13 protein-coding genes are annotated in these 16,421 nt (G+C 37.3%); 8 read left to right on the forward strand and 5 right to left on the reverse strand.

Features of this window, described 5'->3' with window-relative positions; all coding sequences use genetic code 11:
• Positions 1–132: 132 nt before the first annotated feature.
• From RM549_RS09875 to RM549_RS09885, 3 genes are read left to right on the forward strand one after another with little or no spacing between them, the layout of a single operon-like run.
• On the forward strand, positions 133–2,394 hold the full coding sequence (locus RM549_RS09875) for an FUSC family protein (RefSeq protein ID WP_311684251.1): 2,262 nt from the start codon (positions 133–135) through the stop codon (positions 2,392–2,394).
• A gap of 6 nt (positions 2,395–2,400) precedes the next feature.
• Entirely contained in the window at positions 2,401–2,910 is a 510-nt protein-coding gene (locus RM549_RS09880; RefSeq protein ID WP_311684253.1) for a DUF6155 family protein, read from the forward strand.
• Between the two features lie 42 nt (positions 2,911–2,952).
• Positions 2,953–4,830, forward strand: a complete 1,878-nt coding sequence (locus tag RM549_RS09885) for a T9SS type B sorting domain-containing protein (RefSeq protein ID WP_311684255.1) — start codon at positions 2,953–2,955, stop codon at positions 4,828–4,830.
• A gap of 4 nt (positions 4,831–4,834) precedes the next feature.
• Here RM549_RS09885 and RM549_RS09890 read toward each other — a convergent pair whose 3' ends face one another.
• The gene (locus RM549_RS09890) at positions 4,835–6,058 is read right to left on the reverse strand and encodes an MFS transporter (protein WP_311684257.1); all 1,224 of its coding nucleotides are present in this window, start codon (positions 6,056–6,058) and stop codon (positions 4,835–4,837) included.
• A 493-nt stretch (positions 6,059–6,551) separates the two neighbouring features.
• On the opposite strand from RM549_RS09890, the gene RM549_RS09895 reads away from it, so the two are divergent.
• On the forward strand, positions 6,552–7,343 hold the full coding sequence (locus tag RM549_RS09895; protein ID WP_311684495.1) for a serine O-acetyltransferase: 792 nt from the start codon (positions 6,552–6,554) through the stop codon (positions 7,341–7,343).
• Positions 7,340–8,224 (forward strand): cysteine synthase CysM, encoded by an 885-nt coding sequence (gene cysM / locus RM549_RS09900; RefSeq protein ID WP_311684259.1) that lies wholly within the window; start codon positions 7,340–7,342, stop codon positions 8,222–8,224. Before RM549_RS09895 ends, cysM begins: the two co-directional genes overlap by 4 nt.
• 70 nt (positions 8,225–8,294) lie before the next feature.
• Here the strand turns inward: cysM and RM549_RS09905 are convergent, their stop codons facing one another.
• Positions 8,295–8,855, reverse strand: coding sequence for a hypothetical protein (locus RM549_RS09905; protein WP_311684262.1), 561 nt, complete (start codon positions 8,853–8,855; stop codon positions 8,295–8,297).
• A gap of 95 nt (positions 8,856–8,950) precedes the next feature.
• Positions 8,951–9,655, reverse strand: coding sequence for a Crp/Fnr family transcriptional regulator (locus RM549_RS09910; protein WP_311684264.1), 705 nt, complete (start codon positions 9,653–9,655; stop codon positions 8,951–8,953).
• 231 nt (positions 9,656–9,886) lie between these two features.
• Between RM549_RS09910 and RM549_RS09915 the strand changes: the two genes are divergently transcribed.
• Positions 9,887–11,401: a DEAD/DEAH box helicase gene (locus tag RM549_RS09915; RefSeq protein ID WP_311684266.1), complete on the forward strand. Its 1,515-nt coding sequence runs from the start codon at positions 9,887–9,889 to the stop codon at positions 11,399–11,401.
• A gap of 138 nt (positions 11,402–11,539) precedes the next feature.
• On the opposite strand, the gene RM549_RS09920 is transcribed toward RM549_RS09915, so the two are convergent.
• Together RM549_RS09920 and RM549_RS09925 are read right to left on the reverse strand one after the other, a co-directional pair.
• Entirely contained in the window at positions 11,540–13,816 is a 2,277-nt protein-coding gene (locus RM549_RS09920; RefSeq protein ID WP_432264711.1) for a transglycosylase domain-containing protein, read from the reverse strand.
• Positions 13,817–14,166: 350 nt separating this feature from the next.
• The gene (locus tag RM549_RS09925; RefSeq protein ID WP_311684270.1) at positions 14,167–14,289 is read right to left on the reverse strand and encodes a hypothetical protein; all 123 of its coding nucleotides are present in this window, start codon (positions 14,287–14,289) and stop codon (positions 14,167–14,169) included.
• 252 nt (positions 14,290–14,541) lie between these two features.
• On the opposite strand from RM549_RS09925, the gene RM549_RS09930 reads away from it, so the two are divergent.
• Entirely contained in the window at positions 14,542–15,402 is an 861-nt protein-coding gene (locus tag RM549_RS09930; protein WP_311684272.1) for an SdiA-regulated domain-containing protein, read from the forward strand.
• A gap of 3 nt (positions 15,403–15,405) precedes the next feature.
• Complete coding sequence (locus RM549_RS09935; RefSeq protein WP_311684274.1) at positions 15,406–16,113, forward strand: TVP38/TMEM64 family protein; 708 nt, start codon at positions 15,406–15,408, stop codon at positions 16,111–16,113.
• The last annotated feature ends 308 nt before the right edge of the window (positions 16,114–16,421 follow it).

Here is a 16,421-nt window from a genome sequence, read left to right on the forward strand (position 1 = left end):
CACAATTAAATCTTAATTTGAGAAGTTTGAAGGTTTGAAGGAATTCAATCTCAAAATTTGATTTCTCTCCGTCTGCTTTCCTGTATAAGAAGTTATCTTTGTAAATTCCATATTATAAAAAGCAGCAGCTACTTGAAATTTTCTTTTTCTAATTATTTAGAGGACCTTCTCAAATTCCTGAGGAGTACTGACTTTTCCAAAGCCATTGTGCTTACAGTTGCAATAGTAATCCCCATAGCGGTTTTTTCATATTATTCGAATATTATAATAGGAGTTGTAATTGCTTCAGGTTGTCTTCTCAGTTCTCCGAGTGATGTGGCCGGTAGTTTTAAACATAAGGTTATAGGGGTGAGTTGCGCTGCAATCCTCGCCGGAGTGTCTTCTGTAATATCTGGATATGCACAGGTGAGTCTGTACCTTATTATTCCGGTGCTGGGTATGCTTATGTTCGCTATCAGTTATTTGGCAGTTTTCGGCTTTAGGGCCTCGCTTATAACCTTTTCCGGACTTTTAGCTGTGGTAATTAGTTTTGCTAATCTATCTACAGACTTGGAAATCTGGCAACGAGGAATCCTTATTATTCTTGGAGGATTTTGGTACTTAAGCTTAAGCTTGCTTTGGGATTTTTTAAATCCACGGAAGCAAACCGAGCACTTACTCGCAGGGACAATGGAACTTACTGCAGAATACCTTCGGATACGGGCTAAACTTTATAATGAATATGAAAAACGGGATCAACTTCAGAAAGAACTATTTCGGCTTCAGACAGAGCTGAACGAAAAGCATGAAAGTCTGCGTGAAGTTCTAATCAGTTCACGAAAAACATCAGGTAATTCCAACTACGCCAGGAAACGATTGCTAATCTTTATTGAACTCGTCGATATGCTGGAGCTGGCAATGGCAAATCCCGTAGATTATTTTAAGATGGATGAACTACTAAAAGAAGAGCAGGAACAATTTAAAAATATAAAGAACCTGCTTAATGCTATGGCAGAGCATCTCGAACAAATAGCATCTGCATTAAAATATAATAATAAACTCCCGCCCAATAACCTTAAAGTTGCTTTAGATAAATTAAATTCCGGACTTCTTGCATTTCGTGAAAAAATAGACATTAACGAAAGTAGGGAAACTATGTTATTGCTTAGAAATCTTATTGAATATCAGGAGCAACAAGTGCAGAGGGTGAACAGCATTTTCAGGATATTAAATAACCTGGAAAGCGAGAAGAACCTTTTTATTAAAAGCAAAGAAGTATCTCAGTTTATCACTCCGCAAGATTATGATCCTAAAATTTTAGTCGAAAACTTTAATTTTAATTCCATCATCTTCAGGCATTCTATTAGACTTGCAGTAGTGGTAATCATAGGATTTTCTATTGGGATTTTCTTTTCAATCCAAAATGCTTACTGGATTATCCTGACCATCGCGGTAATTATGCGCCCTAATTATGGCCTTACTAAAGACAGATCCAAACAAAGGATTATTGGGACACTAATTGGTGGGGCAATAGCCGTAGGAATTGTATACATTACGCAAAACGAGATTGTTTTTATGGTGTTGGGAATTGGTTCGCTTACCCTTGCTTTTTCTTTGATCCAGAGAAATTACAGGACAGCAGCAATTTTTATTACACTAAGTATAATTTTTATTTATGCTTTACTGCAGCCCAATGTGCTGAATGTAATTCAGTACAGAATTGTTGATACGCTTATTGGAGCAGGGCTTGCAGCGTTGGGAAACCATTTTCTCTGGCCTTCGTGGGAAGTACACGCAATTAAAAATTACATTCAGGAAAGTATTGTTGCAAATAGAAAATACTTAAAAGAAGTAGATGCTTTTTATCATAATAAAGGAAAGCTTCCCATAACTTATAAGTTAGCAAGAAAGAAATCTTTTTTGGAAATGGGAAATCTTAGCGCGGCTTTTCAGCGAATGACGCAGGAGCCAAAGTCCAGACAAAAAGATATCAGCAGGATTTATGAAATTGTGGGTTTGAATCAGACCTTTTTGTCGGCTCTGGCGTCACTTGGCACATATATTCAAAATCATGAGACCACTGCAGCTTCGGCGAATTTTGAAACCTTTACCAATTTTATTTCTGAAAATTTAAAATCTTCAGAGGAAATTCTTCAGAATAATATTCCTATACAAGAATCCAGGCCATCTTCAGAAATTGAAGGGGCGGCAATGGCGCTTAAGAAAACTTATGAAGATTTAGTAGAAAAGCGGGTGATAGAAATTAAGCAGGGAAAGCAGAAAATCGACCTTCGTATGAGGTTACAGTTGCAGGAAGCCCAGCTGGTAAACAATCAATTAAGATGGCTGGCAGATATCTCTACAAACATCAGGAAAACTGTTTCAGAATCTAAAGAGGTAATTACAAATACCTGAAATTAAATGAGTAAAAGAGCATTAAAAAAGTATCTCGGCACACTGGAGAAAGAGCAATTGGAAGAGCAAATTCTGGACTTGTACGAAAGGTTTGGTGAAGTAAAAACCTTCTATAATTTTGTTTTTAACCCTAAAGAAGATAAATTAGTTCAGGATGCGAAATTTAAAATTTCAAAAGAATATTTTCCTACAAGTTCCAGAAGACCCAAAGCCAGAAGATCTGTTGCACAAAAGTTTATTAAGCACTTTTTAAAACTTGGCCTGGATCCCGTTTTACTTGCAGATGTGATGCTTTACAATATTGAAATAGCCCAGGCTTATGCTGCAGACCGGGAAATAAAAGAGGCTTTTTGTAGAAGTATGTGCAAATCTTTTGAAGAAGCTATCGGTTTTATCCTTGCGAACAACTTATCCTCAGAATTTCTTCCCCGGATGCATAAAATTGAAGTAAATACCCAGCAACAGGATTGGCCAAATAAATTTCGTTTTGAAAAGATAATGGATCAATTCCACTAAAAATCAGGTTTTTAATTCTGGTAATTTCATGTACATTTGAGGATGGCCAGACTTGTTTTTTTGCTTCTTTTTGTATTTAGCTGTACTTATTCTTTTGCACAACTTGGGTTTTGTGAAGGGAGCAAAGGAGACCCTATTTTTCAGGAAGATTTTGGTTCTGGGAATGGGAGTGGTTCACCCTTTCCTGCTGGCACAACAACTTACTCCTATGTAACCGGCGATCCTCAGGATGGGCAGTATACAATATCGGGAGGTATAGGACAACAAATACTGTCCTGGCATGATTTCCTGCCAAACACTACACTTTCAAGTGACCGGGCTTTAATAGTCAATGCAGATTTCACTTCTGGCCAATTCTTTAAAACAGAAATCAGCGGGCTATGTGAAAATACTTCCTATGAGTTTTCAGCGTACCTGATTAATATTTATAACAGGCAGGATCCTACTTGTCCCAATGGCGGAATTCCCATCAACGTTCGGTTTGAAATCTGGGACGAGACAGATACTCAGCTTTTAAAACAGGGGAGTACCGGTGATATTGCTTCTACTACCAGTCCGGCTTGGGAGCAATATGCTCTTACTTTTCAGAGCGAGGCAGGGCAGGACGCGGTTATTCTTAAGATGTTCAACAATGGTGATGGTGGCTGCGGAAATGATCTTGCCATAGACGATATTATCTTTAGATCCTGCGGCGATCTTACCACTGTTACTTCTGAAGAAAGTAACGGAAGCGAATTAGCGGTTTGTGAATCTGATGCTCCCGTTAATGCTGAATTAAATGCAACACCAGATTATTCAATTTATGAAAACCATGTTTTCCAGTGGCAGGAAAGTGAGGATGGCGAAAATTGGCAAAATATAGAAGGCGCTACGGCAGACAATTATTCTACAGGTGCTTTAAGTACATCCCGATATTACAGAGTAAAAGTAGCTGAAGATGAGTTAAATTTAGCAAATAACCTCTGCAGTTCTGCTTCCGAAGCATTTTATATTAAAATTGTAAGTACTCCGGATGCTCCTGTGAGCAATGGAGACCAAACTGCATGTAGTGGAGAGCCAATACCCGAGCTTTCGGTGCAAACTGAAGGCGACGAAACGGCAAATTGGTATGATGCAGCCACAGGAGGCAACCTAATTGCTGAAAATACCGTTTTTTTTACGCCGGAAAGTGCCGGTATCTATTATGCTGAAGCAAAAAAGGCAAATTACGATTGTGAAGCGAGTGCAAGAACAGCACTGGAACTAATTGTTTATGAGGTACCCCAAGTAGAGGACGAAAATTGGCAAATTTGTGCAGGCGCTTTGCTTAAGCTCGATGCAGGAGTTTCGGGGATGACGTATAGCTGGTCAACCGGAGAATCTTCTCAAACTATTACTATAGAAAACCCGGGTGATTATAATGTAAAAATTACTACTGCTGAAGGTTGTGAGGTGAATAAGAATTTTGAGGTTGCCCCTACAGATGTTGCCGCCATTTCCAATATTTCTTCTGATGAAAATACTGTTACTATAGAACCTGAAAATACCGGAAGTTTTGAATATTCTCTGGATGGTATAAATTTTCAAAATTCCAATATTTTTACAGGAATCCCCGGCGGAATTTATACTGCCTACATAAGGGACCTTAACGGATGCGCCACATTTTTACAGGAATTTCCGCATATTGTAGTGCCAAAGTTTATTACGCCAAATAATGATGGCTATAACGACACCTTCAGTTTAAACGGATTAGATTATTTTTCTTCTTCAGAAATCAGGATATTTGATCGTTTTGGAAAGTTGTTGAAAACCGGCAACGGGGAAGACTTTTCCTGGAACGGAATTTTTGAGGGTAATGCATTACCCGCTTCAGATTACTGGTATCAAATTACCATTGAAGGATTTAAGATAATTAAAGGCCACTTCAGTCTGGTACGCTGATTTTTTAAATTTCCGCAGCATCCGGTTCCGCATGATTAATTTTTGCAATTCTCTGGGAATTAAGAACAACAAGTCCCATTAGTGCAAAAAGTATAAGCATAATGGTACTGAAATCTATGCCAAGATCAATCATAAATCCAACGATTAGTGGTCCCAGAGCAGTACTTAAAACCATAAACATTGTAAAAACACTTCGTATAGCTCCCATCTTTTTAATTCCGTAAATTTCAGCAATAACAGATGTTTTTACAGTTCCTGCCATTCCACCGGTAACTCCTGCCAGAATCAAAAATAGAAGTGCGCCAATAATACTATCCATAAAGGCGAATGGAAGTAAACCTATATTCATTGGAATTATATAAAATCGGAACATTTTTTTAGCGGATATTTTATCTACCCAACTTCCTCCAAGCAGCGAAAAGATGAGTCTGGTTATAGCATAAACAGTAAAAAAAGTAGCATATAGCTGTGCCGACCAACCTTTATCTTCAACAAAAACATACTGGTAAAAAAAGATTGCAGTGTTGGTAAAACCTAATATAAAACTTGCAGGCATCATTATACCAAAACGTTTATCGAAAATTACATTTTTGTAGTCCTTTAGAAGTGAAAATGTAGAAGGTCGTCCCTCTGCAGAAAGGTCCTGATCAAATTCTCCAAGATTTGTGAATTTTAAACGTATAAGATAAAGTAAAAGTGCCACACCACTCACAATTGCTGCAATACGCCAGTCAAAATAAGCTATAATAGAAGCTATAATTACCGGAAATACAGCCTCACCCATAGAATATCCCAATGATGAAATACTTAGTGCCTTCCCGCGATTTTCTATAAAACGTTTAGACATAATTGTCATACTTATATGGCTCAGTAAACCTTGTCCACATAATCTCATTCCTATAAGTGCGATAAACAGGAAAGCAATATGGTAAGAGAAGCCAAGAATAATACTGGAAATTGCGAGGCATGCAACTGTGAAAGCAGTTACTTTTTTTGCCGGTTTATGGTCTACGGTGTGACCAACAGTCAGCATAATTACAGAGGCAGCTACGGTACAGGCGGCATAAATAGCTCCAAAACTACCTTCAGAAATTTCAAAAGCTTTAACGATCTCTGGGACATATAAAGAGATCAGGAATGTTTGTCCAAAACTGGATAAAAAAGTTAGCAGCCATCCAAAACTGACTTTTCTGAGGTTGCTCTGTATAAATCTATAGTATTCTTTCAATTTTCATTTTTTCTTAAATGCAAAGATACTATTACCCGTTTTGCTGAAAAGAAAAGCCGGTAGTTTTTATATTTAATTCAAGACTTGTAAAAATTGTAGCGGTTACCGAAGATAATTTTAAATACAAAAGCCACCCTAGTGAGGTGGCCTAAAATGAAATACAAGAAAGATTACTTTCTGGACTTGTCCATCTTTTCCCCTTGCTTCTGAGGAGCTTGTTTTTTTGCAGAATCATTTTTCTTTGGATCCTGCTTTTTAGCTTTTTCTGCCATGATTAAAAATTTAATGGTTAATAATAATTCTATTTAAATTTAAGCTGAAAATAGGATTGGGTGGCGCTATCTTGGCAAATAATTAACTCATAAAAATAAAGGATCCCGAAGTTATTTCTTGATTATACAATCAACAGCATTTATCGAAATATAGAGGAAATTTCATTTGCTATTGTTTATTTTTGATTTCTAAACACAAATTGCGGTAATAAGTGGCAGTAATAAATAAACAGTCGGTAATTGACCAGATTCAGAAAAACAAAAGGAATCCAAATCTGAAATTTCGTATAAAAGAGAAAACCGAGGAATTTACCCGTAGGCTTTTTTACACCCTTTTTGATAATGACACTCCAGTACCAGAAAATATAGACTCCCTGGAGAAACTTTTTGAAGAACTGGCAGATCTTGTTTGTTGGTCTCCCGATAAACCCTGCAGGGATATTTGGTCTGAATATCTTGAAAAACTTCCGGAAATTCTAAGGAAGTTAAACGAAGATGCCCGTAATATTGCCGTTAACGATCCCGCTGCAAATTCTATAGAAGAAGTTTATCTTTCATACCCCGGTTTTTACGCAATTGCCATTTACAGGTTGAGCCATGAATTTTATAATTTTGGACTTCCACTTGTGCCACGTTTAATGACCGAATTTGCCCATCGCTTATCTGGTACAGACATTAATCCGGGAGCCAAAATAGGTACCCCCTTTTTTATAGACCACGCCACAGGTGTTGTAATTGGGGAAACAGCAATTATAAAAGACAATGTAAAAATTTACCAGGGGGTAACTCTTGGTGCCCTTTATGTTGATAGAAAGATGAGAAGTGTAAAGAGACATCCTACCATAGAAGAAAATGTTACCATATACGCCAATGCCACCATTCTTGGCGGGGAAACTGTAATTGGTGCCAACAGCATAGTTGGAGGAAATGTGTGGCTTACAGCCTCTGTTCCCGCTAACTCTATGATTTCCCACAATCCCCAGATCAATATTAAAAAAGCTGCTCAAAAATGAATGAATCCATACTAAAACTTATTGGTAATACTCCGCTGGTAAAAGCGAATACATTAGTTAAAAATCCGAAAGTGGAGCTTTATCTAAAGCTTGAAGGCCAAAATCCTGGTGGCAGTGTAAAAGATCGTGCAGCGTATTTTATGATTAAAAATGCGCTGGATAGGGGAGAGATTACAAAAGAATCTAAACTTATTGAAGCTACTAGTGGAAATACCGGAATTGCCCTTGCAATGATTGCTGGTATTTTTAAACTTGATATTGAACTTGTAATGCCGGAGAATTCTACTATAGAGCGGGTACAAACCATGAGGGCTTATGGTGCAAAAGTAACGCTTACAGATGCTGAAGGAGGTATTGAAGGTGCAAGGGATTATGCTGAAGATAAAGTTAAAGCGGGTAATTTTTTTATGTTTAATCAGTTTAGCAATAATGATAACTGGAAAGCTCATTATAATACTACCGGCCCGGAAATCTGGGCAGACACTAATCAGGAAGTGACACATTTTGTTTCTTCAATGGGCACAACAGGTACTATCATGGGAACTTCTACTTATTTAAAGGAACAGAATAAGGACATTCAGATTGTTGGAGTACAGCCTACTGACAATTCCAGTATCCCCGGAATTAGAAAATGGCCAGAAGCTTATCTTCCGAAAATTTTTGATGCGAAAAAGGTAGATCAGATTTTGGAAGTAAGCGAAGATGAAGCCAGGGAAATGACCAGAATACTCGCTACAGAAGAAGGCATTTTTGCCGGAATGAGCAGTGGAGGAGCAACGGCAGCAGCTGTTAGGCTTTGTGAAGAGATTGATGAAGGCTTGGTGGTAAGCATTATCTGTGATAGGGGAGACCGCTATTTATCTTCAGATTTATTTAAATAAAGAGGATCTGTATTACTATTCAGTACCCTCTTTATTCTCAGACCTATTCAAATTGATTGATAAAAAACTTTTAGTTGGTCGCTACGGCAATTTTCGAGGTTTGGCTGGAAGATGTCGTAGTGTAAAGTTTAATGTTTTTCTTTTGAGACCCATTTTCTACTCGTATTTTGTAAAAACCTTTGTCAATCTTGTCACCTGTGCCTCTTGCAATATAAGTACTCCTGGTGATGTCCCATCCCTGGTATTGAGAAAAAATTTCATTTCTAATTTCGTAGGGCAAAGCCATTTGGGTAAATCTTTGAGAAGATCTAACCATAGCTCCTTCATCGTCATAATTAGCGCGTAAAAATCCTTTACGATTCCTAAATGTAACTTCATAAGAATCTGATTCTTCGATTAAATTACCATTTATATAGTCCTTCATATTAAAATTATTAAAAACGAACCCAAGAGCATCTATTTCAAATTGACTATCAAATCTTTCCGGAATAATAAAACCTTCACTGTCCTGCTGAAAATATACAGGAACATAATTGGCTGCCTTAACTTTAGTTTCTTCCAGTTTAATAATCTGAGCATCCATAGAGAGGAAGAAACAAGTTAAAATCAAAAAAGTCATCAAATTTTTCATAATTGGTAGTTTTAAATGAATTGTAAATGTATGCTCATTCCACACTTTTAAAAACTACCTAAGTAGCACATCCTGATTATTTTAGAGGCGGATATTTATTTTTTATTTTCCAGCATTTTTATTAAAAGTGGAAGATTGTTTATCTGAAGATTCTCCCTGGAGGCATGAAGGGATCCATTTTGCTTCAGCTTTTGAATATGCCGATTCACAACGGCCCTTGTGGAACCTATTAGGTATGCAATTTCCTTATTGGACAGGTCATTGATCAACTCTAAATTATTTGAACTTTTATTTACATTACTTATCAGGAGCTTTAATAATCTTGTAGAAATATCTGTAAATATTACATCGGCAATATAATCCTCCAGCATACGCAGCTGTTTTCCTGCATAGGATAAAAGATTAATGTAATATTGCGGGTGCTTTTGGAGCCATTCATGTAAATTTTTCATAGGTACAGCCAAAACTTTAACTTCATCAAGACTTTCGTAGTAAGCCATATGTCTGCTGCCATCAAGGAGACAAAAAAGATCGATAAAATCGCCTTTGGTAAGTAAAAACAAAGTTACTTCTTTACAGCTGAATTCGTGGAGTTGGTACATTTTTACTCTCCCACTTAGGATAATGTAAAATTTACACAAGAATTTATCTTCATTTACAAAACAGGTATTTTTTGGCCATTTTTCCTCATTAAAAAGGGAAATGAGACTTGTAAAGGTGGCATCATCCATCTTAGAAAGTAACTGGCAATCTTGCAGAGACTTCCTATAACGCGTGTAATCCATACCGTTTTCCTTCATATTTTATGAATTAAAATTCAGGGACGGGGGGAAATGTATAATAATATTCCTTCTCTAAAGAAGACAGAGTTCAGAATAAAATGTTACAGATTATCACTGTATTGATTATCATAAATTTAGATATAATTTGGAAACTGCATACACAAAAATTAAAATCTTATTTTGTCTAAATCATTTTATATTACTTTAAAAATCTGTTATTTTTGCAAAATTGCATACTTAATACAACCTATGGAGACCGGAACATTTGGAATTGAAAATAAAAAAGTAGATAAAGAGCTGTATGGCTATCAGCAAAAAGATATTGAAAAGATTTTTGCGGTTATAGATGAGCACCCAGAGCATTATAATCTACTTTATCAGCTTCCTACAGGAGGAGGGAAGACCGTTATTTTCTCACAAATTGTAAGGGAATACATTCAGCGTACCCAAAAGAAGGTTTTAATTCTTACACACCGGATAGAACTTTGTAAGCAGACTTCTAAGATGCTTACCGATTTTGGTGTTCGCAACAAAATCATAAACAGCAAAGTAAAAGAACTTCCAGACCAGGAAGATTTTATGTGCTTTGTTGCGATGGTGGAGACATTAAATAATCGTCTTCACGATGAGAAGCTGGATTTGAAGAATATCGGGATGGTGATTATTGATGAAGCGCATTACAACTCCTTCAGAAAATTGTTTAAGTTTTTTGAGAAGTGCTTTATTCTTGGAGTTACAGCAACTCCGCTAAGTTCCAACATCAAGCTTCCCATGAAGGATAATTATCGGGAACTTATAGTAGGGGATTCCATTACTTCTTTAATTGAAAAAGGCTTTTTGGCCAAAGCAAAAACCTTTAGCTACAACGTTGGCCTTTCCGGACTTAAAATTGGTATGAATGGAGATTATACTGTAAAATCTTCAGAAGAATTGTACTCCAATTTCTCGATGCAGGAGAAGCTGCTTAATGCCTATATGGAACGTTCCAAAGGAAAGAAAACCCTTATTTTTAATAACGGAATCAATACTTCAATTGAAGTTTACGAAACTTTTAGAAACGCGGGACTTAAAGTCAGGCACCTGGACAATACCACCAGTAAACAGGACAGGAAAGACATTCTTAAATGGTTTAAGCATACACCAGATGCTATTGTAACTTCTGTAAGTATTCTTACCACCGGTTTTGATGAACCCACCGTAGACACCATTATTCTTAACCGTGCAACCAAATCCCTCACGCTTTACTTCCAGATGATTGGCCGGGGATCCAGGGTGCTGCCGGGAAAAAAGGAATTTAATGTGATTGATCTTGGAAACAACCTTGCCCGTTTTGGAAATTGGAGCGCTCCCGTAGACTGGAAGCAGATTTTTAGATCCCCAGATTTCTATTTCGAAAATCTTCTAAGTGATGAAGAGATTGAAAGGGAATTTAAATACCAGATGCCACCTGAATTGCGTGAGAAATTTGCCAATTCTGAAGACGTGGATTACGATGTGGAAAATGCCTACGATGAGGTGATTAAGAAAGGCTTAAAATCCAAAACCGTACTGGACTGGTCCATGGAGCAGCACGTTAAAATGTGTGTAGAGAACAGCGAAGACGTTTTTGATGCCCGAATTCTTGCAAAAGAGCTCAAAGATGATATTTCTTCCAGGATTAAGCAGTATTCTTACTGTATTAGTAAAAGTACCAAGAATTACAGGGACTGGCTGGAAGAAGATTATTCCCGAAAACTAAGAATGGAAATTAATAAGGAATTCTAAAATTTCTTCGGAAGCAGCTATTTTTAAGAGACCATTCAAAAATGGCAAATTTCGGCCTTTTAATGAATTTTAAGTAATCTAGAAAGTCAATCGGAAAATTTTCAGTAGGATGAAAATTGTCATTTTGATGATGTCCCTTTAATCTTTATTTTTTTTACCGAATAAACGTTTAAAAAAGCCTTTTTTCTCCTTTTTTTCTTCTGAAGTTGCCTTTTCTTCCTTATCTGAACCGGAAAACAGGCGTTTTAAGAAGCCGTCACGCTTCTTTTCCTCACAATCCAGCATCTCAGCCACTTCAGAAGACACAGGCGCAAAACGCGCATTAGTGATAGTGTTGAAATATGGATCCTGATTCATTTTTTGCATGAGCCTGCCAAAAATTGGCAATGCAGAATTTGCTCCCTGGCCAATCCTCGTATTTCTAAAGCCTATACGATGATCATCTGCTCCAACCCAGGTCACTGCCACTAGCTTCGGAGTAATTCCCACAAACCAACCATCTTTGTTATTCTGAGTGGTTCCGGTTTTGCCCGCAATGTCATTGTTTAATCCATAAGTAGATCGCAACCGCGTCGCTGTTCCTTCATTTACCGTCGCCTGCATAAAATTCAGCATAACTTCCCTGGTAGTTTCGCTAAAAGCAGGGGTACGGGCAACTTTTGGCTCAAAAGACGCCAGGAGATTTCCGTTTCCATCTTCTATCCTCGTGATATAATAAGGTTTACTGGGCTTTCCGTTATTTACATAGCTGGTATAAGCTGCTGTGAGTTCTTCAATGTTTAAAGAAGCCGTTCCTAATGCTATAGAAGGTACTGCTGGGAGCTCAGATTCTATTCCCATTTGTCGCGCTTCGTTAATTACATTCCCTATGCCTGTTTCCATAAGCACTTTTACGGCTATGGTGTTCATGGAAGTGCTAAGGGCAGTCTTCAGATTGTAATTCATGTGAGGATCATCACTGGCAGATGAATTTGCCGGTGTCCATCCATTTTCATAGGTGACTTCTTCCGCAGAAAAGTACGTGCAGGGTTCCATTCCGTTTTCGAGGGCAGCAGTGTAGACAATTGGTTTAAAAGTAGAACCTACCTGTCTTTTGCTCATCGAAACATGGTCATATTTAAAATATCTGAAATCCACGCCACCAACCCAAGCACGGACTGCTCCGGTTTCGGGTTGTACGGCCAGCATTCCTGCATTGAGGAATTTTAAATAGTGAGACAGGCTATCGATAACACTCACGTTTTTTGTGGTTGAACCATCATAGCTAAAGAGTTCTGTAGGTTTTGTTTTTTGCAGCTCCTGCATGATTTCCTGATGGCTAAAACCTTTGTTGCTTATTTTCTGATAAGATTCAGTTCTTTTTACAGCGTCTTCAAGGATGCTTTTGTTTTGCAGCCACGGTGCATTCTCGCCATAAGAAGCTTCATGTTGCTGCTGTAAATCCACCATATGCTCCCGCATAGCTTCTTCAGCCAGCTTTTGCATTTTATGGTCCAAGGTCGTGTGTACTATGAGCCCGTCTCGATAAATATTATAGGTCTGCCCTTCAATGTTTTTGAGGGTATCCAGAATCTTGCTTACATCTTTTCTTACCTGTTCCCGAAAGTATGGGGCAAGCCCTTTGTTGTTGCTGTAATTACGGTAATCCAGCACAAGATCTTTTCTTTTTGCTTCCAAAGCTTTTTCTTCGGAAAGATAGCCATACCGGGCCATTTGCATTAGCACGACATCCCGGCGCAACCTGCTCCTTTCTGGAAAAATCCGCGGATTATAAGAATGGGAAGCCTTCAACATTCCAACTAAAACCGCAGCTTCTTCAAGACTTAATTCTGAAGTATGTTTGTTGAAGAACTTCATTGAAGCACTCTCAATTCCGTATGTATTGTCACTAAAAGGAACGGTGTTAAAATAGAGGGTAAGGATTTCATTTTTACTATAGATATCCTCCAGTCTTTCGGCAATAATTGCTTCCTGAACTTTATTTATTACGATCCCAAAGACACCGTAATCCTTTCTTCCGTAGATATTTTTCGCGAGTTGTAACGTAATGGTGCTTCCACCTCCTGCAGATTCATCCTGTAAAAGAATGGACTTAAAAAACACCCGCAACAGACTGCGGTTATCAATACCATCATGTTCAAAAAACCGGACATCTTCAGTGGCTATTAGCGCTTCAATAAGATGTTGCGGTAGTTCTTTAAAAGTAATGGGTTGCCTGTCGAAGATGTAGAATTTTCCAATTAATTCTCCTTCTGAAGATAATACTTGGGTGGCTTTACTTTGCTCAAGTTTCCGCAGTTCTTCGGTAGAAGGTATTTTTCCCCACATTCCAAAGTAAATACTGGAGAAAAATAGTAGCGCCAGCGCGAGAAGACTTAATAAGATAATCAAGGCCCACCTTAATTTGGGGGACATTTTTAATTTTGATAGCATAATAATCTGAAACTGCTACAAATAAACGAATACTTCCAAAATATAAATTCATTTTAAGCTAAATTTTAGAATAGGGTGAAATAGGGCAGAAGAGCAGAAAATAGCCGGTGACTTGTTTTGTCCCGGCTATGTTAGAGGATTTTTCATGGTGCTAATTTTAATTCAGACACAGGACCATCTTCTGTTAATACAAATTTCGTGTTTATGAATTTGCCTGATGCTCATAAAAGGTTTTCTGTGAGTTAAATTTCCATCCCACAATTTTGCTGAATTTTGAATAATTGTTTCTAAAGTTTTCATGCTGACTTTTGTTTTTGATTGATGAATGTTTTTTAGTTGTAGCGTCTGCGGCTATACCAGCTTCCCCTGTTAGAAGGCTGCTGAATGTTCAAAAATGATTTTCTGTGAGTAAGATCTCCTTCTCTAAATCCTGCAATGTTTTCTAAAGTTTTCATATCTAATATTTTAAAGGTTATATACAAGAGACTATTCATCTTTAGAATTGTGACAGTACTATGTATTAAATAGTAGTAATTTAACTTTTAATTAACAATACGTGGTTTGCCTGAAGTTCATCAAAAAATTTTGATCCTCTTTTCCGATCTTTGATTTGGCAAAATAATGTTAATGATTTTGGGGTCGTTATGTAAATGAATATTTTAGGGAAAATTGACAATAGAGGTCGGTTGAACACGAAAATAATTCTTATGACGAAGATTGTGCTTTGGATAATTGCCGCAATAATGGCAGTGGCAGCGATTCTCTACTTCGTGTTTAAAGACACAGCGTACATTTCCTTTGACGATTCCGAAAAGACTTATGAAATAAAACAGCGTTGGGATTTGCCAGATGAACTGGAAGAGGTTTCAGGCTTAAGCTGGATTGGAGATAATAGAATTGCGTGCATTCAGGATGAGGATGGGATAATTTTTATATACGACATTTCTACTTCCAGAGTAGTTTCTGAATATAAGTTTGCCGGTCCTGGAGATTATGAAGCTGTTGCTGTTGATGCTAAAAATGCATTTGTGATGCGAAGTGACGGCAGGATTTTTCATGTACTCAATTTTACAGAAGACGATCTTATAGTCAATGAATATCAGACCCCGCTAGACCAGGAAGATGTGGAAGGTCTTGCCCTGGATTCTAAAAATAACCGGTTATTACTTACCATTAAGGAGACTAAAAGGGCAGATCCTGCATATAAAGGAATTTTCTCTTTTGATCTGGATACGATGAAGATGGATGAGCAACCTTTCTTTATTATTAATTCCCGGGACAGTATTTTTGGAACAATAAAAGGAAGAGGCGCTCAAAAAATAATAAGACCTTCTGAAATAGAAATTCATCCCATTACTGGAGAAATTTATATTCTGGATGGTTTTCAACCAAAGTTGATGATTTTTAATCCGCAGGGAGATTTAAAGCAAATACATCTTCTGGATCCAGAAAAATTTCAGCAGCCGGAAGGATTAACTTTTGATTCCGCGGGTACACTTTATATTTCCAACGAAAGTCGCCGCGCACCGGCCAATATTCTGGAAGTAGAATTGAATAATACTAATTAATATATGGATAGTAATCAAATAGAAACTACAAGCGTAAAAAAAAGTAAGGCACCTTTATATATTTCTTTGGCCATTGTTATTGGTCTCGTTCTAAGTTATTTCTTTATACCGGGGGTACAGAATTTTTTAGATGAAGCCTGGAATGTATTAACAAGTGATGACCAGGAGCGTATAAAGACCTGGGTAAGCCAGTTTGGCTGGTTTGGTCCTGTTATCCTTATTCTTACGATGATAGCACAAATGTTTCTGCTTGTGATTCCCACCCTGTTGCTAATGGTGGTCTCGATTATAGCCTATGGACCAATCTATGGTAGTATTATTGTTTTTGCAGCTGTGTTTTCAGCTTCTTCCGTGGGTTATTTTATTGGAAGGTATTTTGGACCTGTAATTGTTGAAAAAGTTATTGGACAAAAATCTGAACAGAAAGTAGCAGATTTCCTGGATGATTACGGCTTTTGGGCTGTCTTTATTACCAGGTTAAATCCTTTTTTATCCAATGATGCCATCAGTTTTGTTGGAGGAATACTTAAAATGGGTTATTGGAAATTTATTGGTGCTACTTTAGCTGGTATCGCTCCCCTTATTCTCTACATCGCAGTTATTGGAAGAAGTACAGAGGGATTAAAAACCGGTCTCTTATGGGGCTCTGTTATAAGTTTAATTCTTTTTATAGCCTATGTTTGGTGGGATAAAAAGAAGAGGAAGAAGTAAAGATTTTACTGAAAATCCATTTAATTCTGAGCTGGCCGTAATAATTTATTTTGGGGAATGTTTCCACACCTGTGATAGGATTCCATAATTCCTCCATAAATAGCTTCTGAAAAAATTTTAAAACGTGCTGAACCATATTTTCTAATTTAACAATTTATGAAGCTAAACATGTGCTTATATATAAGAATAGTAGTTAAGAACTTTAAAATTCCATAACTTTATAATAATTGCCGAAATTTTCCATTGCTAAATATTTTATGTAAAATTGCTCCTCCTCTTCGGAATAGTCTTTGTTCAAAGGGAAGAGA

Source organism: Autumnicola patrickiae, assembly GCF_031846525.1.
GTDB classification, from domain to species: domain Bacteria; phylum Bacteroidota; class Bacteroidia; order Flavobacteriales; family Flavobacteriaceae; genus Autumnicola; species Autumnicola patrickiae.

Bases quoted from the DNA above. Each gene is read 5' to 3' on its own strand.
- RM549_RS09935 (WP_311684274.1), top strand. From the start codon at position 15,406: ATGGATAGTAATCAAATAGAAACTACAAGCGTAAAAAAAAGTAAGGCA.
- RM549_RS09920 (WP_432264711.1), bottom strand. From the start codon at position 13,816: ATGTCCCCCAAATTAAGGTGGGCCTTGATTATCTTATTAAGTCTTCTC.
- RM549_RS09915 (WP_311684266.1), top strand. From the start codon at position 9,887: ATGGAGACCGGAACATTTGGAATTGAAAATAAAAAAGTAGATAAAGAG.
- RM549_RS09930 (WP_311684272.1), top strand. From the start codon at position 14,542: ATGACGAAGATTGTGCTTTGGATAATTGCCGCAATAATGGCAGTGGCA.
- RM549_RS09925 (WP_311684270.1), bottom strand. From the start codon at position 14,289: ATGAAAACTTTAGAAAACATTGCAGGATTTAGAGAAGGAGATCTTACT.
- RM549_RS09880 (WP_311684253.1), top strand. From the start codon at position 2,401: ATGAGTAAAAGAGCATTAAAAAAGTATCTCGGCACACTGGAGAAAGAG.
- RM549_RS09910 (WP_311684264.1), bottom strand. From the start codon at position 9,655: ATGAAGGAAAACGGTATGGATTACACGCGTTATAGGAAGTCTCTGCAA.
- cysM (WP_311684259.1), top strand. From the start codon at position 7,340: ATGAATGAATCCATACTAAAACTTATTGGTAATACTCCGCTGGTAAAA.
- RM549_RS09885 (WP_311684255.1), top strand. From the start codon at position 2,953: ATGGCCAGACTTGTTTTTTTGCTTCTTTTTGTATTTAGCTGTACTTAT.
- RM549_RS09905 (WP_311684262.1), bottom strand. From the start codon at position 8,855: ATGAAAAATTTGATGACTTTTTTGATTTTAACTTGTTTCTTCCTCTCT.